Source organism: Paraburkholderia sp. IMGN_8 (genome assembly GCF_038050405.1).
Taxonomy (GTDB): domain Bacteria; phylum Pseudomonadota; class Gammaproteobacteria; order Burkholderiales; family Burkholderiaceae; genus Paraburkholderia.
Map to the genome: position 1 here is coordinate 2,791,729 of NZ_CP150900.1, position 20,930 is coordinate 2,812,658.

The following is a 20,930-nucleotide window of genomic DNA, read 5'->3' on the forward strand; positions in this document are numbered from 1 at the left end:
TCAGAACGCGCCTATCGCTTCGCGGTAGATTCGCGCGACTTGCGCGGCCACCACCGGGTGATCGAAGTGCTTTCGCGCATAGTCGTGGCACGCATCCGCGTCCGGCATCACGCGCACGCCGAGCAATGCATCCGCAATGCCGCGGCCGATCGCGTGAAAGCCGCCCGAGGGCAGCACCAGGTCCGGCGAGAGCGGCGCCACCGCTTCCGGCAAACCGCCGACCGGCGTCACCAGCACCGGCGTGCCGGCCGCGAGCGATTCGATCGTCGTCAGGCCGAAACCTTCGAGCGCGACGGTGGGCACCACCGTCACGTCGGCCGCGCGATACCAGAGCGGCAATACGTCGTCCGCCACGAAACCGGCAAGGCGCACCTGCCGTTCAAGGCCGCGCGCGATGATGCGCCCGCGCAGCATTTCCTCCAGCGGCCCTTTGCCTGCGATCACCAGCAGCACGTCGGACACCGCCTGTTTGACGACGAACATCGCATCGATCAGATCGTCGAGGCCCATGCGCGACACCAGCCGCCGCACGCAAAACAGCACCGGCCGGTCTTGCGTCAGGCCGAGTCGCTCGCGGGCCTCGCGCTTGCTCATCGGCGTCGCGAAACGATCCACGTCGACGCAGCCCGGCACCACGCGAATCCGTTCTTCCGGTACACGGTAACGGGTGCGCAGAATCTCGCCGAATGCATGGGACAGCACGATATGACGCGTGCCGCCGCGATACACCATGCGTTCGAGCGAATAGCGCATCGCTTCGCTTAAGGCGGCGCGCCCTTCCACGCCGGATTCGTCGGCCCACGGCCCATGAAAATGCACGACCCGCGGCACGTCGCCGAACACGCCGAGGGTCGGTGCGGCATATAGCGCGAAGTGCGACGCGACCACATCGGGCCTGTGCAAACGTCCGAGCCGTCGCAACTGCGAGCGGGCTCCCCACAGACGCGTGCCGATGCCCGCCTGCGCATTGGCGAACGACTGCACCGCGCCACCCGAATCCGCCAGCACGCCAGGACTTCCCGCCACCAGGCCGCGCACGCTCACGCCCTGCGCGGGCAATGACTCGATCAGCGCCTTGAACATGCGGTCGAGTCCGCCGGGCCGCTCGCCGAACCAGTGCAGGCCGATTTGCAGCGAATCGATCGGCGCGCTCATGATTTCGCCGCCGTGACGGCCGCGGTGGCGGTGGTGGCCGGGCTGGTGTTCAGCCCCGCGTCCGCCAGATCCGCCAGCCCGGTTGCCGTTACGCCCACCGAAGCGGCACGCTCGGCGGCAATCCGTTCGTAGAGCGCCAGATAGCGATTCGCCATGATCTGCCAGGTGAGTGTTTGAGCGAGGGTGCGCGCCGCTGTCCGCATCCGTTTGGTGTACTGATGGTCCTGCGCGAGCCGCGCGATCGCCGCCGCCAGTCCCGCTGCGTCGTCCGGGTTGTCGAGCACGGTGCCACAGCCCGCGCCAATCACTTCCGCGCCGCCGGCCGTGCGCACCGTGACAACCGGCAACCCCGACGCCAGCGCTTCGAGCAACACCAGACTCATCGCCTCGTAGCGCGACGGGAACACGAACGCATCGACCGAGCGCATCAGGTCCGGCATCTCCTTGATGAAGCCGATAAAATGCACCCGGTTGCTCACGCCGAGCGACTCGGCCAACGCCGGATACGGACTGTTGCGCAAGCCTCCGGCAACCGCGAGGTGAACGCCGGGCGTCGCCGCCAACGCGCGCAGCACGGTATCGAGATTCTTGCGCGGCACCCGCAGGTCGCCGGCGAACAGCAGCATGAACGGCCCTTCCGGCAAGCCGAAACGCGCGCGCGGCACCTCGCCCGGCCTGAACTCTTCGATATCGACACCGTTGTGGATCACGGCGAGGCGCGCCGCATCGATGCCGAGCGCGCACACTTCCGCGCCTACTTTCGCCGACACCGGCACCACCACCTGCGCACGCCGGAACGCAAGGCGCTCACACCACGCGTTCACGCGCGTGAAGATCACCTGATAGGCGGCATAGGCGCCGTTCTTTAAACGGAACGGATAGAAGCCGCACCGATACCAGCCGTCGTGAACGAAATGCACCGCGTTGACATCGGCGCGCGCCCACGTGATGAAACCGTTCACGTGAATCACGTCGAACTCCTGACGATGTGCACGAATCCACAGCGCGGTGCGCCATGCAAACATCTGGTATTGGAGGAGCCGCGACTGCAGCCGGCTTTCGGCAATCTTCACGAACCGCGCGCGCGCATGCCCGCTGATTTCCGGCGCAACCCGCGAACCCAGCAGCGTGACTTCATGTCCCGCTTCGAGCGCGGCGCGCGCGATCTCGTAGTTGACGCGCCCTTGCCCATCGCCTTTGGCGACCACATGCGTGACGATCAGAATACGCATAGCCTTACCCGTCATGCGAGGCTCCCCCGGGGTTGCGGCGCCGGGGTTGGTGCGGCCGATGCGGGTCCATGCAGATGGCGCGCATGCCGCAGGCTGATCACCGGCATGATCACGCCGATGAAAAAGAACATGCCCGGCAGCCCGGTCAATGTATTGACGAACACCATCATTGCGAAGATCGCGAGCGACACGCCGACGCCGGAAATCGCCAGCCGGTCTTTCGAGCGCAGGCGGCTCGCGAGGAACGCGCGCCACATCAGCAGCACGACCCCGCCCACATACAGCAGCGCGCCGGGCCAGCCCATCACGTACGGCACTTCCATCACGCCGCTGTCGAACACGACTCTCAGCTGCTGCGTATCGTCCGCGGAAAGTTTGGTGCCCAGACCCGTGGTGCCGAGACCCTGCCCGGCGATGTCGCTCAGCGCAACCATGAAGAATTGCTTGTAGAACTCGGCACGCACCTGGTAGCTGTTGTCTTCGCTGATGTTCTGGATCGTGTCGAAACGCTTCATGAGCGGCTCGGACACTTCGTCGATCATCAGCACCGGCGCGCCCAGCATCACCAGGCCCAGCAGGCCGGCGATCAGCCGCAGGCGCCCCTTGCCGTCGAGCATCACAAGCGGATAGATCAAGCCGATCACCAGACCGCCCCACGCCCCGCGCACCGCCGTGAACATCAACGCGGGAACGCCGACGATTCCCATCGCGATGCGCATCTTGCCGCGTGCGCCTAGCGACAGCAGCATGATGCACATGATGGTCGTGGCGAACGGACCCGATGAATTCATCGTGCTGCCGATGCGCATGCCGAACGGCACCGCCTCGCCCTCCGAGGTCATCTGCGAGGACAGCAGCCAGAAGGCGTCCCACGGCGACGGCGAGATGAACTCGATCACGCCGTACAGGCCCATCACGAAACCCGCATACACGAAGGTCTTGAGCAGCACGCGGTGATAGACCGGATAGTCGCGCCATGTCGCGACGAGGTGAAACGCGACCAGCACCGGGAACATCCAGTTGATCAGCGTGTACAGCGCGGCGGCCGGCCCGACCGCCGCCATGCCGATCACGAACGAGTAGAACAGCGCCAGCATGATCATCACCAGCGGCGCGGCGCGGCGTTCGCCGAGGATGCGGAAGTTCCTGATCAGCGTGAAGCCGCTCAGCGAGACCGCCAGCAACGGCGCGATCATCACCGGACTTTGCTGGTTGAAGGAACCATTGGCGAAGTCCGCGAGCCGCCGCACTTCCGGCGACAGAAAAAACAGCCAGCAAACGAAGCCGAGATAATGCGCGGGCGAGCGGCGATACAGCAGCAACGCGACACCGAACGCGCCGAGCGGAAAGAAGATCTCCACCAGCTTTGCCTGACGCAGGACGATCAGGAGGAGCGTGACAGCGAAAAGCGCCAACGGCAGGCGGATGGGATGACGCATGCCCGCAGTCCGCCGGAGCGGCACGCCCGCGGCCGCGCTGCCGGACGACGCAGCGGCGCCGGGCAGCGCACGCGGCGCTTCGTGTGACGACGGCGGTGGAGACTGCGGTGAGGACAGCGGCGGCAGCGCCGCCTTCTCGCTGGAAGGGGTAACCAGCATACGCGCCATCACAACAACTCGAAGGTGTTGATGCCCGCCACGCCGTCGCGCTCGCGGCGGCGTACGCTAAATAGCGGCTGGCTGCCGCGCACCTGGCGCGTGAGTCCGATGAACGGCACGCCATGCTCGAGATACGGCCCTTCCGTCTTGCGAAAACCGAATTGCTCGTAGAAATCGCGCAAGCCGACCGGCGCCGTCACGCGCGCGGCGTGTCCCGGCCAATGCTCGGCGATCGCCTGCAGCACCCGTTCGATCAGCAGCTCGGCGGTGCCGTCGCCGCGCCGCAGCGGACTCGTCAGCACCTTGTCGATGGTGACTTCAGGATCTTCCGCGTCGCCGGGTTGCAGGCGCGCATACGCGAGGATCGGCATCGCACGCGCCATGTCCTCGACCGCGAACACATGCAACGAACGCTCGTCGCGGCCATCGGCGTCGAGATAGACATGCGATTGCTCGACCACGAAGACCGCGCTACGCGCCCGCAAGATCAGATAAAGCTCGCGCGCCGAGAGCTGCTCGAATTCCAGCGTTTTCCAGTTCATCACGTTCCCCAGCGGTTTCCAGGTTCTTGCGAAGCGGACTTCATGATCCCGCCCTCATGGCCGGCTCAACACGCCGGTCCGTTGTCATGGCTACACGGTACGTCCGCGATACGCGTGCTTCCGTGCGCCATCGCACTGACGCTGGGCTTTGACAATCTTTAAATACGAGACGTCCGGACACAGCCGCACCACAAGTCTTGAATGCAACCTTGGGGCGGCCATACACGCGCAGCGAGGCACACCGAACCAACACCGGAAAAACGACGGGGCCGGTTCGTTTTATCAGTCAGGCGGCACTTCGAGAGATAGTTGGCCAACAAGGGGTCCCTCACCATGAAAGAAGCATTGCGACGCATCCTTTCCGAATCGGCACGTCTCGACGTCCTGCCGGACACGCTGGCAGACGATGCCGATCTCTACGCCGCAGGCTTGTCCTCGCTGGCGACGGTGCATCTGATGCTGGCCATCGAAGACGAATTCGACATTGAAATCCCGGACCGCATGTTGACGCGCCGGCTCTTTTCCAGCATCGATTCGATGGCCGCCGCGGTGACCGAACTGCAACAGGCGAAGGCAGCAGCATGAACGCCCCGCTGCTGGACGCGGCCGCCTCAGCCGCGCCGGAGGAACCCGCCGCCGCACCGGTCGTGCTGAGCGCAGTGGAAGCCGAACCCGGCTGGCGCGCGGCGGCGCAGCGTTGCGCGGCGGTGGCCGCGCAATTCGCCGACGCGGTGGACCGTGACGCGCGTTTTCCCAGCGAGGCTTTCGACGCGCTGCGGCGCGAACGTTTGCTCTCCGCGATGGTGTCGGCCCGTTTCGGCGGCGCCGGTCTGTCGCTCGCGGATGTCGGCGCGATCTGCGAGACGCTGGCGCAGGGCTGCGCGTCCACCGCGATGGTGTACGCGATGCACCAGATCCAGGTGGCCTGCATCGAGGCGCACGGCAGCGAGTCGGCATGGCATCGGCAGTTGCTCGCGCAACTGGTGGACCATCAATGGCTGCTGGCTTCGGCGACGTCCGAGGAAACCATCGGCGGCAATATGCGCACCAGCGCCTGCGCGGTCGAACTCGACGACGAGCTCACCAACAAACTCGCCAACAAGCGCTTTCGCATCGAAAAGCTCGCGCCGACGATCTCGTACGGCGCGCACGCCGACGGCATTCTCGTCACCGCGCGCCGTACCGCCGAATCGGCCGCGGCCGACCAGGTGCTGATCGTCGCATTACGCGAACAAACGCAACTTGAAAAGCGCGGCGGCTGGGATTCGATGGGTATGCGCGGCACCTGCAGCGAGGGCTTCCGGCTCGTCGCCACGGGTCTGGTCGAACAGATCCTGCCCACCCCCTTCGCCGATATCGCCGATCAGACCATGCTCCCGGTGTCGCACACGCTGTGGGCCTCGGTATGGACCGGCGTGGCAAACGATGCGGTGAATCGCGCCAAGGCGTTCTTCCGCGCGCAGGCACGCTCGAAACCCGGTTCGATCCCGCCGGCCGGCTTGCGCCTCGCCGAAGCAGTCGGTCTGCTGCAGATGATGCAGGCGCGCCTGTCGGTGGCGCTCGAAGCGGCGCGCGCCGCGCATCACGCGACACACGGCGGCTGCCAGGCCGATGCGCCGCTCGCGGCGATGCTCGGCTTCGCCTCCGACATGAATACGCTGAAGACCAGCATCTCGACCACTGCACTGCAAGTCGTGCAGGAAGCGCTGATGATCTGCGGCATGGCCGGCTACAAGAACGGCACGGAATACAGCGTGGGACGCCATCTGCGCGACCTGTATTCCGCGCCGCTGATGATCAACAACGACCGTATCGCGCAGAACACCGCCAGCCTGTTGCTTGCACAGCGTCCTGCCGCACCGGGGAGAGCCTGAGATGAACACGATGACCGAGACCGCCGCGCTCGCCGCTGCGCCGGCCGAAACCGGCGCGACGCCGAGCTTTCGCGACGAGCTGCTGGCCGCGGGGCTCCTGATCGACACCGGCGAAAACGGCCTGTACGGGCGCAGCCAGGTATTCGAAGACGTGGTGGACCGCCTGAACGTCGCGATCACGCATCTGGGCGCGGATCAGCAGCCGGAAGTGCTGCGCTTTCCGCCGGCGATGCGCCGCACCGACTTCGAAGATAGCGAATATCTGAAGAGCTTCCCGAATCTCGCCGGCACCATCCACTCGTTCTGCGGCAACGATATGGGTCATCAGCGCCTGTTGCGCGCGCTCGACGACGCCATGGCCGAACGCGACGACGAGCGCGGCGAAGCATGGATGGCCCAGCAAAAACCGACGCGCGTCGTGCTGACGCCGGCTGCCTGCTATCCGATCTATCCGGTGATGGCGCGGCGCGGTCCGCTGCCGGCCAACGGCCGCACCATCGACGTGCTGTCGTACTGCTTCCGCCACGAACCGTCGCTCGATCCGGGCCGGATGCAGATGTTCCGTCAGCGCGAATACGTGCGGCTCGGCACGCCGGAACAGGTGATGGCGTTCCGGCAGATGTGGGTCGAACGCGGCTCGCTGCTGATTACGCTGCTGCAACTGCCGGTCGAGGTGGATCTGGCCAACGACCCGTTCTTCGGCCGCGGCGGCAAGATCGTCGCCGATAGCCAGCGTGCCCAGGCGCTCAAGTTCGAACTGCTGATTCCGGTGGCGAACGCCGACAGCAAGACCGCCTGCCTGTCGTTCAACTATCACATGGATCACTTCGGCGCGATCTGGAAAATCGCATGCGAAGACGGCGCGGTGGCGCATACGGGTTGCGTCGGCTTCGGCATGGAACGCATCACGCTAGCGTTATTCCGCCATCATGGGCTCGACCTGAACGCGTGGCCGGACGAGGTGCGCGCGCTGCTGTGGGGCGACACCCAGGCGCGTGTCGCGCACGGCATGGCGCAGGCGCGCGAGGCGCGGGCGCTGCCCGCCGCGCCGCTACAGGGTGCCGGAGACAGCGCATGAGGTCGTCTCCCTCCCCCCAACTGAAGGGAGCGCCGTCCGCTTTTCCGCCGCTCGCACGGCTCGCCCCGCACACTCAGGCCCCTGCGGTCCCGAGCGCGGCGCCGCCGCGCCAGCATGCGCCGCACGCGCTGCATCAGGGCGATCGCGTGTGGCAGGAAACCAACTGCTACGTCGATCTGTGGATCGAGCTGCTGCACGGCTTCGGACTCGATCCGCGCGCGGCGTTCGGCTTTACCGTCACGCAGGATTTCGAAGGCGATCAGTTCACGTTCTTCAAATTCCCGCTTGAAGACCTCGAGCGGCTGTACGGCACCCAGGTGCAGGAACTCGCGATCTACGACTCGCTCGAGGCCCGCGTGCTTGCGCAAACCTTGCGCGGCCATACGGTGCTTGTGGAAGTGGACGGCTACTACCTGCCGAACACACGTGCCACGTCATATCGGCGCGAGCATCCGAAAACCACCGTGGGCATCGACTTCATCGATCCGGCCGCGCGCCGCCTCGGTTATTTCCACAACACCGGCTATCACCTGCTCGACGGTGAAGACTACGACGGCGTGTTTCGCAAGCTGCCGCAGTTCGCGCAGCAGCCCGATCTGCTGTTTCCTTATGTCGAATTCGCCAAGCAGGCGCGGCCCGCGCTGGAAGGCACCGCGCTTGCCGACGCGTCGGCCGAATTGTTGTGCTCGCATCTAAGCCGGCGGCCGTTGAGCAATCCGATCTCGCAGTGGCGCGTCGCGTTTCCCGACCATCTCGAGACGCTGCTCGAACGCGGCGAAGCGTTCTTCCACCCGTACTCGTTCAACCTGATGCGGCAGCTCGGCGCGAACTTCGAGTTTTTGTCGAAGTATCTGCTGTGGCTCACCAGCCAGGGCTTCGAGATTCCGGCGTCGATCCCGGCCGCGGCGCAAAGCATCGCGTCGGAGTCGATGGTGATGCAGTTCCGGCTCGTGCGGGCGATCACGCGCGCTCGCCGCGATTTGTGCGAAGACTGCTTCGATACGCTGGAAATTGCTTACGAAAAGACGCTGCCGCCACTCGCCGCCCTGGTGTCGTGACGCGCGCTCGCCGCCCTAGCCGCAGGGATTCGCCGTGGATGCACTGACGACCGACGCAGAGCCTGATGCCGCCCCGCTCGTACCCACCGGCCCGATTGGGACTATTGGGACCGCTACCGGGTTAGCGGCGCAGGATCTCTGGCCACAGCGGCTCGACACGGGCTGGCAGTGCGTCAGCACGCCGGCGGGCGCATGTGCGTCGCCCGCCGACTTACCGATGGATGGCTGGCTCGGCGCGCCAGTGCCGGGCACAGTGGCGAGCGCGCGCCGCGCCGCGGGCCTCTTCGACGCCGCCCATCCGCCGCCGCTCGCTTTCGACGATCACTGGTACCGGCTGACGCTGACAGGCACGGGCAAACGCCGCTTGCGTCTGCACGGGCTCGCGACGCTCACCGAGGTCTGGCTCGACGGCACCAGGCGGCTCGATTCCGATTCGATGTTCGTCGCGCACGATCTCGACATCGAACTGCACGGCAGCGCGACGCTCGCCCTGTGCTTTCGCTCTCTCACGCCAGCGTTGGCGGAAAAACGCTCACGCGCGCGCTGGCGGCCACGTCTTGTTTCGCCGCCGACCTTGCGCAACCTGCGCACCACCCTGCTCGGCCATATGCCCGGTTGGTGTCCGCCCGTGCAAGCGGTCGGCCCTTGGCGGCCGGTCGAACTCCTCAGCGATGCGCCGGACGCATTCGACACTGTCGATCTCATGAGCCACCTTGATGGCGACGACGGCGTTGTTACGCTGACGCTACGCTTTGTTCATCCGCACGACAGCGCGGCGAACCGCGCCTCGTTGAATTGCGGCGGGTTCGTTTCGTCTTTGCAATGGCGCGATGCCTATACGCTGACCGGCAGCGTGCGCGTGCCGCACGCCGAACGCTGGTGGCCGCATACGCACGGCACGCCGACTTTATATCCTCTGACGTTGCAGCTCGATGACGAGCACCCGATAACCCATGTATTGGGATCGGTCGGTTTTCGCCGCATCGAAGTGGATCATGGCGCGGACGGTGCGGGCTTCGCGCTGCGCGTCAACAACGGTACGCCGGTGTTCTGCCGCGGCGCCTGCTGGACCAGCGCGGATCTCGTTACCTTAAGCGGCACTGCTGAGCAATTGCGCCACGCTTTTGCGCTCGCGCGCGCGGCGGGAATGAACATGCTGCGCGTGGGCGGCACCATGGTGTACGAGTCGGATGCGTTCTACGCGCTCGCCGACGAATACGGCATCCTCATCTGGCAAGACTTCGCGTTGGCGAATTTCGACTACCCGACCGACGCCGCTTTCAGCGCGTCGATCGACCGCGAGGCCAGCCAGTTCCTGACCCGCACGCGGCGCTTCGCGTCGCTCGCGGTGCTGTGCGGCGGCAGCGAAGTCGACCAGCAGGCGGCCATGCTGGGCCTGCCGGTTTCGATGCGCACGCAACCATTGTTCACCCGCCAGTTGCCGGCGATCGCGGCACGCGAGCGGCCGGACGTGCCGTACGTCAGCAACTCGCCCTCGGGCGGCGTCTGGCCGTTTTCGACTAATACCGGCATCACGCATTACTACGGCGTCGGCGCCTATCAGCGTCCGCTCGACGACGTGCGCCGCTCACAGGTGCGCTTCGCCGCCGAGTGCCTCGCGTTCGCCAACGTGCCCGACGACGCCACCTTGCACGACGCGCCCGGCACGATGCACGTGCACGATCCGCGCTGGAAAGCCGCCGTGCCGCGCGACCCCGGCGCCGGCTGGGATTTCGACGACGTGCGCGACCACTACCTTCAGACGCTATATGGTGTCGAACCGGCGCGGCTGCGTTACGAAGACCCGCAACGCTATCTTGACCTGTCGCGCGCGGTGGTCGCCGAACTGATGAGCGACGTGTTCGCCGAGTGGCGCAGCGCCGGCTCGTCATGCGGCGGCGCCCTGGTCTGGCAGTTTCAGGATCTGCGACCCGGGGCGGGCTGGGGCCTGATCGACGCCACAGGACGGCCCAAAAGCGCCTGGCACGGCCTCGCGCAGACACTGCAGCCCGTGCAGCTGGTCATGACCGACGAAGGCCTCAACGGCCTCGCTATCCATTTACTGAACGAGCGTGCGCAACCGTTGCAAGCGCAGCTGGATCTGGTGTGCCTGCGTGACGGTTGCGTCAAGGTAGCGTCCGCGAGCCGGGCGGTCGAGCTGGCACCGCACAGCGCGGAGCGTATCGGCGCGGCCGAGTGCCTCGGCCAGTTCTTCGACTTCACGCACGCGTACCGCTTCGGCCCGCGCGCGCATGATGTAACGATTGCGACACTGCGCGATCCGGCAAGCGGCCGGATTCTGGCAGAAGCGTTTCATCTGCCGGAGCGGCGCGCCAGCGAATGCCACGAGCTGGGTTTGACGGTGACTGCCGGGCGCGCCGGCGACAGCTGGCAACTCGTCATCGAAGCAAAGCGGTTCGCGCGCTTCGTTCACATCGTTGACACGCATTACCGGGCCGCGCACGACTGGTTCCATCTGCCGCCGAACCGCGCTGTGACCGTGCCGCTCATCCCCTCGGCTCAACTCGTTGCGTGCGCATCGAACCCGGCATTTAAAGCTAACGCAACATGCGTGGCGCCCGCCGGCGAAGTGCGTGCGATCAATGCGATTTCCGCCACGTTCTACGGTTGACTGTCGCCCCTGAGCTAGCCTTCCCTTCGCAATACGCTTAAAGCCTCGCGTTGCGCGGATCCGTCTGTTTGTTTTCATGCATCACTGTCGGTTTTTCTGCGACTTTCCCGTCGCCAAAAAAGCGATCCGTATGGCACCGTACGCAATGTATGGAACACAACTGAATCAATTCCGGCACATCCGGGACGCCCCTCTACAACACGCCCGCAAAGGCTGTTTCATACCTGTGACGCCCCCCGGAAAGACGCTTGCAGCGGCAGCTAAGCCAATCTGGTCAAGGACTTGAGCCGGATAAAAATACTGGACTGCCCCCTCTGCCGAGCGAGCTGCGCTGTACATATTTGAAACAAAAAGGCACGTTTCGCTTCGCGCACCGCTAAGGCCGGCTTCGCTGCGCCGCATCAGTCCTCGTTTTCCCTATCGTTGGCACGCTCCTCGCTAAAGAGATAGCGCAACACGGCGTCGCCGCAACGAGATCGACAAGAACGGCGGTGACGCATAAGGCCAATACGGGGCCGTTCCTGCTCATCCTTCGCTGCTCGCCAGGCAGCCCGCAGTTTTGATGGATGCAGGCATCGGATCAAAAAACAGGAGTCGCGCGGCGCGTGGCTTCACGCGAGGACCGATCATGTTGACACTTCAATCAGACCTGCACGGCAACCATCTGCTCGGCGCATTGCCGTCCCACGAATGGCAAGCACTTGCCCCTCACCTCGAACTGGTCCATCTGCGTACCGAGCAGTTGCTGTGCGACTCCGGCCAACGCATCCATCACGTCTACTTCCCGACCACGGCGATCATCTCGATGCTCTCGACGATGGAAGACGGCAGCTCGGTCGAAATCGCCGCCGTCGGCCGCGAAGGTATGACCGGCGTGCCGGTGCTCACCGGCGGCGAAACCATGCCGAACCGCGTGCAGGTCCAATGCGCCGGCTTCGCGTACCGGATGAGCGCACAGGCGCTCAAGCAGCAATTCGCCCGCTCCGATTTCCTGCGCCGCCTGATGCTGCTGTATATGCACGCCCTGCTCACGCAAGTCGCGCAGACCGCTGCCTGCAATCGCCACCACGCGCTGAACAAGCAGCTGTGCCGGTGGCTGCTGATCGAAGTGGACAGGGTTGCTTCGAACGATCTGACGGTTACCCAGCAACTGATCGCCGACATGCTCGGCGTGCGCCGCGAAGGCATCACCGAAGCGGCCGGCAAGCTGCACGACGAAGGCCTGATTCACCACAGCCGCGGCCACATCAAGGTGCTCGACCGCAAGGGCCTCGAAGCACGCGCCTGCGAATGCTATGGCCTCGTCAAGCGCGAATTCGACCGCCTTCTGCCGCGCCTGCGTCAGGCTGAGACCGTCGAATGATCGCTGCATTCTTTTGATTAAATGGTAGATCTTTATGCTTAGGAATACTGCTCGATGTCTCGACGCACTCTTTGTGATTGCTGGCGGGCTGCTCGCTCACTGGATGCGCTTTTCGACGCCGATCGCGTTGACGGACACCGAGCGTCTTCTGATCGCCTTCAACTGCGTACTCGTGCTGCTGCTGTTTCCCGGCTTCGGCGTGTATGAAACGTGGCGCGGGAAATCACTGCCGGCAATGCTGGCACGCGTGGGCGCGGCGTGGCTGGTCGTGGTCGCCACCGCCGTCGTGCTGGCGTTTACCTTGCAGCACCGGATGGACGCGCTGTCGCGCTTATGGTTCGGCTACTCGACGCTGATTTCCGGCGCGCTGATCATCGTCACGAAGTGCCTCGTGCATGTGGCGCTGCGCAGCGTGCGGCGGCGCGGCATGAACTTCCGCTCGGTCGCGATCGTCGGCGCGCCAGGCTTCTCGCGCACGTTGCTCGCGCATCTCGACTGTGCGCCGCAAGCCGGTTTCAAACCGGTCTGCGTATTCGACACCAGCGTCGAAGGGTCCAGCGCCTTCGGCGCGCGCCTGAACCACCTGCCGGTGCTGACCGATCTGAACGCGTTCGCCGCCAAGGTGCGCGACGAGCACGTGAATGAAGTGTGGCTGGCGTTGCCGCTTTCGGAAGAACATACGATCTATCGCTTCATGCGCACATTCCGGCATGACTTCGTCAATCTGCGATTCATTCCCGACGTGCGCAGCCTCTCGCTTTTCAACCACGCGCTGGTCGATGTCGTCGGCTTACCGACACTGAATCTGAGCACCACGCCGTTCTCGCCGCCGCAGATGTGGCCCAAGCTGATCTTCGACCGGCTGTTCGCGGCGCTCGCGTTACTGGCGTTGGCGCCGGTCTTCATCGTGCTCTCCATCGCGATCAAGCTGACTTCGCCGGGACCGGTGTTCTTCCGGCAAACCCGCAAGGGCGTCGACGGCCAGCCGTTCGCGATCTACAAGTTCCGCTCGATGACCGTGCATCGCGAAGCGCATGGACAGCTCACGCAGGCCGCGCGCAACGACACGCGCGTGACGAAGCTCGGCGGCTTCATGCGCCGCACCAGCCTCGACGAACTGCCGCAATTCCTGAATGTGCTGCTCGGCCAGATGTCGGTGGTCGGCCCGCGTCCGCATGCGCTCGAGCACGACGATCTCTACAAGGATCAGGTGTACGGCTACATGTACCGCTACCGGATCAAGCCCGGTATCACCGGCTGGGCGCAGGTGAACGGCTATCGCGGCGCCACCACCAAGGTCGAAAAGATGGAGACGCGCATCAAGTTCGATCTTTTCTACATCCACAACTGGTCGTTCTGGTTCGACATGAAGATCGTGTTCATCACGATCTTCAAAGGCTTTATCAACCGGAACGCATTTTGAACACGCCACTTCGAGAACCGTTCGTGAAAGTCTCCGTGATCGTGCCGACCTACCGGCGCACCGCCGATCTGGCGCGCTGCCTCGCGGCACTCGATGCGCAGCAGCGCCGCGCCGACGAAGTGATCGTGATCGCACGTCACGACGATTACGCGACGCTCGACTGGCTGCGCACTCGCGAAGCGAACCGGCCGGACGCGCGCCTGTGGATCGTGCTGGTGCGCACGCCGGGCGTGGTCGCCGCATACAACCTGGGTATCGAAAGCGCCAGCGGCGACGTACTCTGCTTCACCGACGACGACGCCGCGCCGCATCCCGACTGGATCGAGCGGATCGCCCTCGCCTTCGAAAACGATGCGTCGCTCGGCGGTCTGGGCGGACGCGACATCGTGCACGAACGCAACGGCATTCTGCAGGGGCAGAAACCGCGCGTGGGGCTGGTGCGCTGGTATGGCCGCGCCATCGGCAATCACCATATCGGCCATGGCGCGGCGCGCGAGGTGCAGGTGCTCAAGGGCGTCAACATGGCGTTTCGCCGCGAGGCGATCGGCACGCTGCGTTTCGACGGGCGCTTGCGCGGCACCGGCGCGCAGGTGCATTGCGAAATGGGTTTCAGCCTCGACGTGCAGCGGCGCGGCTGGACCCTGATCTATGACCCATCGTTGCTGGTGGAGCACTTCCCGGCCCAGCGCAACGACGAGGACCAGCGTTACACATTCAACGACGCGGCTTTCTATAACGCGTCATTCAATCTCCGACTCATCATGTGCGAATACCTGACGCCGCCGGGCCGATGGGCGTTCGTCGCTTATTCGACGCTGATCGGCGATCGTGCGGACCCGGGGTTCCTGCGCGCATTGTCGTTGGCATTCGAGAGCGGCGGCGTGGCTCTCGCGCTTCGCAAATGGCGAGTCGGTTTACGCGCAATGCGCGGGGCATGGCAGGAGGCGGCACGCTGACCGATCCGATCAGCGCATCGTTTCACGCGAGGGACCACAAAATGAATATCAAAACAATGGCCGCAGGGCTCGCGGCCGCATCGCTATGCGCCTGCTCATTGGCGCCAGGACCTTATCTGGACACCAAACGGCTGGAGCCGCCCCCTCCGCCGCAACAGACCGCGGAAAAATTCCCGGTTCGCGCGATCGATGTCGGCTATTTTCGTCAGCAGCGCGCGGCCGCCGTACCGGCGGTCTGTCCGTTGCAGTGCCTGACGTCGAAAACGCGCAGCTCCTATGACTATCACCTGGGGATCAGCGATCAGCTGACCATCATCGTCTGGGATCACCCGGAACTGACGGGTGGCGGCTCGGGCGCGGCGGCCGGTGTGCCGCCTCTGCCGGCGGGCAGCAGCGGCACGGCGCCGTCGCCGGGACCGACGCAGACACAAGGCGCGACACCGATCGCGCCGACGCTGACGGGCGGCGGCGAAGGTGGGCTGACGGTGCGGGTCGCCAATAACGGCACGATTTTCTTCCCGCGCGTGGGCCGCATCAAAGTGGTCGGCATGACCGCGCAGCAGGTCCAGCAGGAGCTGACCAAGGGTCTGTCCAGGACGATCCGCAATCCGCAACTCGACGTGCGCGTATCGGGCTTTAACAGCCAGTCGGTGCAGGTGACCGGCAACCTGCGCACGCCCGCTTCGGAAGCGATCACCGACACGCCGCTGACCGTGCTCGACGCGATCAATCGCGCGGGCGGCGCACTGGCCGACGCGGATCTGCAAAACGTCGGCGTCACGCGCGACGGCAAGCGCTACACGGTCGACGTCGCCGCGCTGCTCGAAACCGGCGATCCGCAACAGAACGTATTGCTGAAAGACGGCGACATCATCGACGTGCCGGACCGTTCCAACAGCCGCGTCTTCGTGCTCGGCGAGGTCAACAAGCCGACCTCGCTGCCGATGAACCGCGGCCGCCTGACGCTCGCCGACGCGCTGACCGGCGCGGGCAGCCTCGACGTCAAAACCGGCGACCCGCGTTTCGTGTACGTGGTGCGCGGCGCCGACAAGACGCTCACGCCCGACGTCTATCAGCTCGACATGACGCAGGTCGACGCGTTGATGCTGATGACCAAGTTCGAACTACAGCCCAAGGATGTGGTGTACGTGCAAGTCTCGAGCGCCGCCCGCTTTAACCGCGCACTCGAACAGATCACGCCGACCCTGCAAACCTTGTTCTACACATGGCAGTTGTCCAAGTAAAACGATCGCTACGGAGTATCTATATGAGTACGTACGACATGCTGGATCACGGACCGGCGCCGGGCAACGACGAGGACGCAGTCTTGCGGGACTTGTTGCGCATCATCGTCGATCAGATCGGGTGGGTGATCGGCATTGCCGGCTGCGTCATCCTGGCCGCGGTGATTTATACCAGGATCGCGACGCCGATCTATTCCGCCGACGCACTGCTTCAGGTCGAAGCGCAGAACGCCAACGGCAACGCCACGCCGAGTCAGGCCATGCTTGCGCTCATGCCGTCGATCGGTGCGACGCACACCGAGGCGGAAATCGAAATCATCAAGAGCCGCGCGGTGGTCGAACCAGTGGTCGAGCAATTCAAGCTGAACTTCAGCGTGGTGCCGAAGACCATGCCGGTGCTCGGCAAGATCTCCGCGCTCTTCGCGCATCCGGGCCGTCCGCTCGGCGCTGCGTTCGGCATGAGCTCCTATGCGTGGGGCGGCGAGCAATTCGAGGTCGATTCGATCACGGTGCCGAAGTCGCTCGAAGGAGTGCAGCTGATACTGCGCGTGCTCGACTACGGACGCTATGAACTGATCGACTCGTTCGGCGAACGGATCCTGACCGGCGTGGCCGGCCAGGAAGCGAGCGGCAACGACGTCACGTTGTTCGTCAAGACACTGGTGGCGCGTCCGGGCACCGAGTTCCACGTCACGCGCTTCAACCAGCTCGATGCGGTATCCACCCTCTCGTCCGGTCTGCAAGTGTCGGAGAAAGGCCGTGAAACCGGCGTCGTGCAACTGTCGTACATGGGCAAGGATCCGCACGCGATCACCGCGATCACCAACGCGGTGGCGGCATCGTATCTGAAGCAGCGCACCGAACGCGCGCAGGAAGAAGCGAGCCGCATGCTGAGCTTCCTGAACAGCGAATTGCCGCGTCTGCGTACCGAGGTCAAAAAGGCAGAAACCGCGCTGTCCGAATACCAGTCGCGTGTCGGTTCGTTCCAGCCGACCCAGGAAGCCGGGGTGTACCTCGCCGGCGGTCTGGACTACGAAAAGCAGATCGCGTCGCTGCGCATCATGCGTGCGCAACTGCTGCAGCGCTTCACCGCGGAGAGCCCGGAAGTGCAGCAGGTCGACGCGCAACTGGCAGCGATGACAAGCGAAAAGGCGCGCTTCGAACAGCACTTCACGACGCTGCCGAGTTCCGAGCGCAACGCCCTCGCCTTGCAGCGCGATGCGAAGGTTGCTGAAGAAATCTACGTGGCGCTGCTGAACAAAACCCAGGAGCTGTCGATCTCGCGTGCCGGCACGATCGGCAACGTGCATATCATCGATCAGGCCTTGCTGCCGTCCCAGCCGGTGCGTCCGAAGGCGGCGCTGATCATTTCGGCGGGCACGGTGCTCGGCATCATCGCCGGCATTCTGTTCGCGTTCTGCCGGCGCACGTTCTTTACCGGCGTGTCCGATCCGGAGTTCGTCGAACGCCGCTTCCAGCTGCCGATCTTCGGTTCGATCACCTTCAGCCCGGAACAGGCGCGCAGCGACCGGCTGTTGAGTACCACGCGCGGCGCCGCCTTGCCCGCGCCGAGTTCGCGGCCGACCGAAGTGCCGGCCCTGTCCGCGACGCCATCCGGCATCGAGCGGTTGATCCGATCGCGCACGGCGGCGGCCAAGGGCGCGCGCGTGCCGGTCGGCACGCAAACCGTCATCCCGTCGGCCAGGACGCCGATGCGCTCGCTGCTGGTGAAGACGCATCCGTTCGATATGACGGTGGAAGGTTTGCGCGGACTGCGCGCCACGCTGCAATTCGGCCTGGTCGATGCGCCCAATCGGGTGGTGGCGATCACGAGCCCGGCGCCTTCGGACGGCAAGAGTTTCCTGTGCGCGAACCTCGCTGCGCTGATCGCCGAGTCCGGCAAGCGCGTGCTGCTGATCGACGCCGATCTGCGGCGCGGCCGGCTCGCGCAATATTTCGGCCGCTCGCCCAACGGCGGCTTGACCGAACTGCTGACCGGCCAGGTCGATCTGGAAGTCGCGGCTCGCGCCACGGGCGTCGACGGCTTGCACTTCATCGCGGCGGGCGCTTATCCGCCGAACCCGTCCGAGATCCTGACGTCGTCGCGTTTCAGCGAAATTCTTGCGCGCTTCGAGCAGGAGTTCGACTTGGTGATCGTCGATACGCCGCCACTGCTGGCGGTTGCCGATGCCGCGGTGGTCGCCAATATCGCCGGCTCGACGGTGCTGGTGATGCGTGCCGGCATGCACTCCGAGCACAACGTCACCGATGCGCTGAAGAAACTGCGGCGCGCGCGTGCCCGAGTGGTGGGCGGCGTGATGAATGCGGTGCCGTTGAAGAGCCGCAACAGGAACGGCACGTATGACTACGCGTATGCGTACACCTACTCCGCCGGCGATCCGATCAATCCTCAGGCTCCTCAAGCACCACGATAGATCGCACAGTTACTGTACTAACGAAAAGGGGCTGCGCCTGATCAAGGCGCAGCCCCTTTCGCATTGGCACATGGTTTACGTGGGCGGATCGGAAGCGAGGTCGATTTGAGATTGACGCGGCGGTATGCGCCGCTCTTACAGAAACGCGCTGACGTCGGTATGAAAACGCACGGCCAGTGCTTTCGCGACCTTCTTGCTGATCGCGCGGCGGCCCGCAAGAATATCGCTCACCACAGTGGGCGAGGCGATTCCGATCAGATCCTTTTGCTTGAGCCCATGCGTTTCCAGCAGATGCCGCAAGACCTCGCGCGGCTCCGCTTTCGGGATCGTCACGTTGTTTGCTTCCCAACTCTCGATCAGGTCGGTGACGATCGCGAACAGATCGGCAAGCGGGTCTTCCTCGTTGCCGTTCAGGTGATCGGAGAGCTCGTTGGCCAGCCGGACCATCTTCTGATAATCCTGCTCGCTGCGAATGGGTGTGAGAGACAACTGGGTCTGCAGCGCAGCCCAGGTCTGAGCGATGTCGGGAAAAGCTCCCGGGAGGCGATCGGCATTCATGACTTTAAATTCTTCCTCGTCCAAAGGTCGTATTCCGCATGCGTCAATACATGACGAACGAATAACGACTGCCTGTTGTAGTGAATCGCCGCGACGATCCGGTAACGGTTGCCGCCCACATCGAACACTGTGTATTGCGGCGGCACGTAGTCGACGCCGGCGAACGTCTGCTTCAGGTCGTTAAAGCCATACGCGAGGCAAGCCTGCGCCAGCGAGTACCACGTCAACAGCGCACTGCGCGCGCCCGGATGCCTCTTGATAAAGTCCAGCAACGCTTTCTTCGAAATGACCCGCATCATCTTTCCTCGCAACGACTCGCGCATCGAACATGCACGCTCTGCCTGCAAGGCTAAATGGAGTGGATCGGCACCGATAGCCGGCCGGATGGCATAGTCCGAACGACCAGCAGCGCTTTACTACGGTACGACAGAAGCCATTTTATTCGCGTATTGCGAAGTTCGCAATACGCGAATAACAAGACAGTCAACTCCATTCCGGAGACGGCTCGCTAACAGCGCCGGCCATCAAGGCGGACACGATCGAACTCATCTTGTGTCAACGCCCCCAGAGGTTTTCCCGCACCGCATCGCCGGGCCAGGCGAGCTCTTCGGCGGTGAATTCGTGTTCGATCCGCTCCATTGCGCCCCGTGGACGCTCGCCCGCCGCCGCGATCGTGCGCGTTACTTCACACATGAAAGCGCGCCGGAACACCGCCGCCGAAAAGCGTTCGGCATTCGCCCGGCACGCAGCCGGCGTGATCTGTTCTCGCTGGCGTTCGAAGCGATCGATCGCGTCGAGCATCGACACAACTGTTTGGCGTGCGAAATATACGCCGGTAGGATGCGCCTCGCCGACCGGCACCACCGTTTCGAGCGCCCCGCCCTTGCCGAACGCGATCACCGGCGTGCCGCACGCCTGCGCTTCGAGCGCGACGATGCCGAAGTCTTCTTCGGCGGCGAATACGAAAGCTCTCGCACGTTGCAGATGATCTCTGAGAACCGTGAACGGCTGATAACCGAGAATCGTCACATTCGGACCGGCCTTGGCGCGAATCGCCGCCATCTCCGGACCATCGCCGATCACGATCAGCTTGCGGTGCGGCGTCGCGGTAAAGGTTTCGACGATCAGATCGATGCGCTTGTACGGCACCATCCGCGAGGCGGTCAGATAAAAGTCTTCCTTGTTCGTGCACATTTCGAACCGGTGCACGTCGACGGGCGGCGGAATCACAGCCGCATCGCGCCGGTAAGTTTTCATCATGCGGCGCGCGACAAACTGCGAATTGGCGATCAGCCGATCGACACCGTTCGCCGAATGCGAATCCCAGCCGCGCAGATAATGCAGCAGCGCGCGCGCGGCCCACGAGCGCAGCCCGTGCGTCAGTTTCGCTTCGCGCAGATACTGGTGTTGCAGATCCCACGCGTAGCGCATTGGCGAATGCACATAACTCACGTGCGTCTGATCGGGGCCAACCAGCACACCTTTGGCTACCGCATATGAGCTGGTGATGATGAGGTCGTAAGGCGATAGATCGAACTGTTCGATTGCAAGCGGCATCAGCGGCAGATACGCTCGATAGCGGCGCTGCGCAAACGGCAGACGCTGGATGAACGAGGTCGTGACGGGCTTGCCGCCGAGGGGTCTGCGATCTTCGAGGAAGTCAACGAGGCTGAAAAGATCGGCATCGGGAAAGCACTCGATGATCTGTTCGAGCACTTTCTCCGCCCCGCCGGGCGCGACGAGCCAGTCGTGCACGATCGCCACTTTCATCATCTTATTACC

The 20,930-nt window shown here is 64.3% G+C and carries 17 protein-coding genes; 10 read left to right on the top strand and 7 right to left on the bottom strand.

Annotated elements, in window-relative coordinates; all coding sequences use genetic code 11:
- The 4 genes from WN982_RS12910 to WN982_RS12925 are packed head-to-tail and all read right to left on the bottom strand — an operon-like array spanning position 1 to position 4,527.
- Positions 1-1,155 (bottom strand): glycosyltransferase family 4 protein, encoded by a 1,155-nt coding sequence (locus WN982_RS12910; protein WP_341312386.1) that lies wholly within the window; start codon positions 1,153-1,155, stop codon positions 1-3.
- On the bottom strand, positions 1,152-2,387 hold the full coding sequence (locus WN982_RS12915; RefSeq protein WP_341315784.1) for a glycosyltransferase family 4 protein: 1,236 nt from the start codon (positions 2,385-2,387) through the stop codon (positions 1,152-1,154). The genes WN982_RS12910 and WN982_RS12915 overlap by 4 nt, the downstream gene beginning before the upstream one ends.
- An 11-nt stretch (positions 2,388-2,398) precedes the next feature.
- Positions 2,399-3,985 (bottom strand): hypothetical protein, encoded by a 1,587-nt coding sequence (locus WN982_RS12920; protein WP_341312387.1) that lies wholly within the window; start codon positions 3,983-3,985, stop codon positions 2,399-2,401.
- Positions 3,986-3,993: 8 nt separating this feature from the next.
- Complete coding sequence (locus WN982_RS12925; RefSeq protein ID WP_341312388.1) at positions 3,994-4,527, bottom strand: GNAT family N-acetyltransferase; 534 nt, start codon at positions 4,525-4,527, stop codon at positions 3,994-3,996.
- A 333-nt stretch (positions 4,528-4,860) separates the two neighbouring features.
- On the opposite strand from WN982_RS12925, the gene WN982_RS12930 reads away from it, so the two are divergent.
- From WN982_RS12930 to WN982_RS12975, 10 genes are all read left to right on the top strand, one after another.
- Entirely contained in the window at positions 4,861-5,112 is a 252-nt protein-coding gene (locus WN982_RS12930) for an acyl carrier protein (protein ID WP_341312389.1), read from the top strand.
- Positions 5,109-6,401: an acyl-CoA dehydrogenase family protein gene (locus WN982_RS12935; RefSeq protein WP_341312390.1), complete on the top strand. Its 1,293-nt coding sequence runs from the start codon at positions 5,109-5,111 to the stop codon at positions 6,399-6,401. The genes WN982_RS12930 and WN982_RS12935 overlap by 4 nt, the downstream gene beginning before the upstream one ends.
- 1 nt (position 6,402) lies before the next feature.
- On the top strand, positions 6,403-7,479 hold the full coding sequence (locus WN982_RS12940; RefSeq protein ID WP_341312391.1) for an amino acid--[acyl-carrier-protein] ligase: 1,077 nt from the start codon (positions 6,403-6,405) through the stop codon (positions 7,477-7,479).
- Positions 7,476-8,537: a DUF1839 family protein gene (locus WN982_RS12945; RefSeq protein ID WP_341312392.1), complete on the top strand. Its 1,062-nt coding sequence runs from the start codon at positions 7,476-7,478 to the stop codon at positions 8,535-8,537. Before WN982_RS12940 ends, WN982_RS12945 begins: the two co-directional genes overlap by 4 nt.
- Before the next feature lie 94 nt (positions 8,538-8,631).
- On the top strand, positions 8,632-11,169 hold the full coding sequence (locus tag WN982_RS12950; protein WP_341315785.1) for a glycoside hydrolase family 2 protein: 2,538 nt from the start codon (positions 8,632-8,634) through the stop codon (positions 11,167-11,169).
- 628 nt (positions 11,170-11,797) lie between these two features.
- Positions 11,798-12,532, top strand: a complete 735-nt coding sequence (locus tag WN982_RS12955; RefSeq protein ID WP_006048767.1) for a Crp/Fnr family transcriptional regulator — start codon at positions 11,798-11,800, stop codon at positions 12,530-12,532.
- 34 nt (positions 12,533-12,566) lie between these two features.
- Positions 12,567-13,955, top strand: a complete 1,389-nt coding sequence (locus WN982_RS12960) for an undecaprenyl-phosphate glucose phosphotransferase (RefSeq protein WP_341312393.1) — start codon at positions 12,567-12,569, stop codon at positions 13,953-13,955.
- Between the two features lie 23 nt (positions 13,956-13,978).
- On the top strand, positions 13,979-14,911 hold the full coding sequence (locus WN982_RS12965; protein WP_341312394.1) for a glycosyltransferase: 933 nt from the start codon (positions 13,979-13,981) through the stop codon (positions 14,909-14,911).
- 41 nt (positions 14,912-14,952) lie between these two features.
- On the top strand, positions 14,953-16,155 hold the full coding sequence (locus WN982_RS12970) for a polysaccharide biosynthesis/export family protein (RefSeq protein WP_341312395.1): 1,203 nt from the start codon (positions 14,953-14,955) through the stop codon (positions 16,153-16,155).
- A 23-nt stretch (positions 16,156-16,178) separates the two neighbouring features.
- On the top strand, positions 16,179-18,590 hold the full coding sequence (locus WN982_RS12975; RefSeq protein ID WP_341312396.1) for a polysaccharide biosynthesis tyrosine autokinase: 2,412 nt from the start codon (positions 16,179-16,181) through the stop codon (positions 18,588-18,590).
- 135 nt (positions 18,591-18,725) lie between these two features.
- Here the strand turns inward: WN982_RS12975 and WN982_RS12980 are convergent, their stop codons facing one another.
- From WN982_RS12980 to WN982_RS12990, 3 genes are all read right to left on the bottom strand, one after another.
- Complete coding sequence (locus tag WN982_RS12980; protein WP_341315786.1) at positions 18,726-19,148, bottom strand: transcriptional regulator; 423 nt, start codon at positions 19,146-19,148, stop codon at positions 18,726-18,728.
- On the bottom strand, positions 19,145-19,444 hold the full coding sequence (locus tag WN982_RS12985; RefSeq protein ID WP_341312397.1) for a type II toxin-antitoxin system HigB family toxin: 300 nt from the start codon (positions 19,442-19,444) through the stop codon (positions 19,145-19,147). The genes WN982_RS12980 and WN982_RS12985 overlap by 4 nt, the downstream gene beginning before the upstream one ends.
- A 259-nt stretch (positions 19,445-19,703) precedes the next feature.
- A complete protein-coding gene (locus tag WN982_RS12990; protein WP_341315787.1) occupies positions 19,704-20,918 on the bottom strand; it encodes a glycosyltransferase family 4 protein in 1,215 nt (404 codons plus the stop codon).
- Positions 20,919-20,930: the final 12 nt, after the last annotated feature.

Bases quoted from the DNA above. Each gene is read 5' to 3' on its own strand.
- WN982_RS12930 (WP_341312389.1), top strand. From the start codon at position 4,861: ATGAAAGAAGCATTGCGACGCATCCTTTCCGAATCGGCACGTCTCGAC.
- WN982_RS12980 (WP_341315786.1), bottom strand. From the start codon at position 19,148: ATGAATGCCGATCGCCTCCCGGGAGCTTTTCCCGACATCGCTCAGACC.
- WN982_RS12940 (WP_341312391.1), top strand. From the start codon at position 6,403: ATGAACACGATGACCGAGACCGCCGCGCTCGCCGCTGCGCCGGCCGAA.
- WN982_RS12945 (WP_341312392.1), top strand. From the start codon at position 7,476: ATGAGGTCGTCTCCCTCCCCCCAACTGAAGGGAGCGCCGTCCGCTTTT.
- WN982_RS12955 (WP_006048767.1), top strand. From the start codon at position 11,798: ATGTTGACACTTCAATCAGACCTGCACGGCAACCATCTGCTCGGCGCA.
- WN982_RS12935 (WP_341312390.1), top strand. From the start codon at position 5,109: ATGAACGCCCCGCTGCTGGACGCGGCCGCCTCAGCCGCGCCGGAGGAA.
- WN982_RS12920 (WP_341312387.1), bottom strand. From the start codon at position 3,985: ATGCTGGTTACCCCTTCCAGCGAGAAGGCGGCGCTGCCGCCGCTGTCC.
- WN982_RS12970 (WP_341312395.1), top strand. From the start codon at position 14,953: ATGAATATCAAAACAATGGCCGCAGGGCTCGCGGCCGCATCGCTATGC.
- WN982_RS12915 (WP_341315784.1), bottom strand. From the start codon at position 2,387: ATGCGTATTCTGATCGTCACGCATGTGGTCGCCAAAGGCGATGGGCAA.
- WN982_RS12990 (WP_341315787.1), bottom strand. From the start codon at position 20,918: ATGAAAGTGGCGATCGTGCACGACTGGCTCGTCGCGCCCGGCGGGGCG.
- WN982_RS12910 (WP_341312386.1), bottom strand. From the start codon at position 1,155: ATGAGCGCGCCGATCGATTCGCTGCAAATCGGCCTGCACTGGTTCGGC.
- WN982_RS12925 (WP_341312388.1), bottom strand. From the start codon at position 4,527: ATGAACTGGAAAACGCTGGAATTCGAGCAGCTCTCGGCGCGCGAGCTT.
- WN982_RS12985 (WP_341312397.1), bottom strand. From the start codon at position 19,444: ATGCGGGTCATTTCGAAGAAAGCGTTGCTGGACTTTATCAAGAGGCAT.
- WN982_RS12960 (WP_341312393.1), top strand. From the start codon at position 12,567: ATGCTTAGGAATACTGCTCGATGTCTCGACGCACTCTTTGTGATTGCT.
- WN982_RS12975 (WP_341312396.1), top strand. From the start codon at position 16,179: ATGAGTACGTACGACATGCTGGATCACGGACCGGCGCCGGGCAACGAC.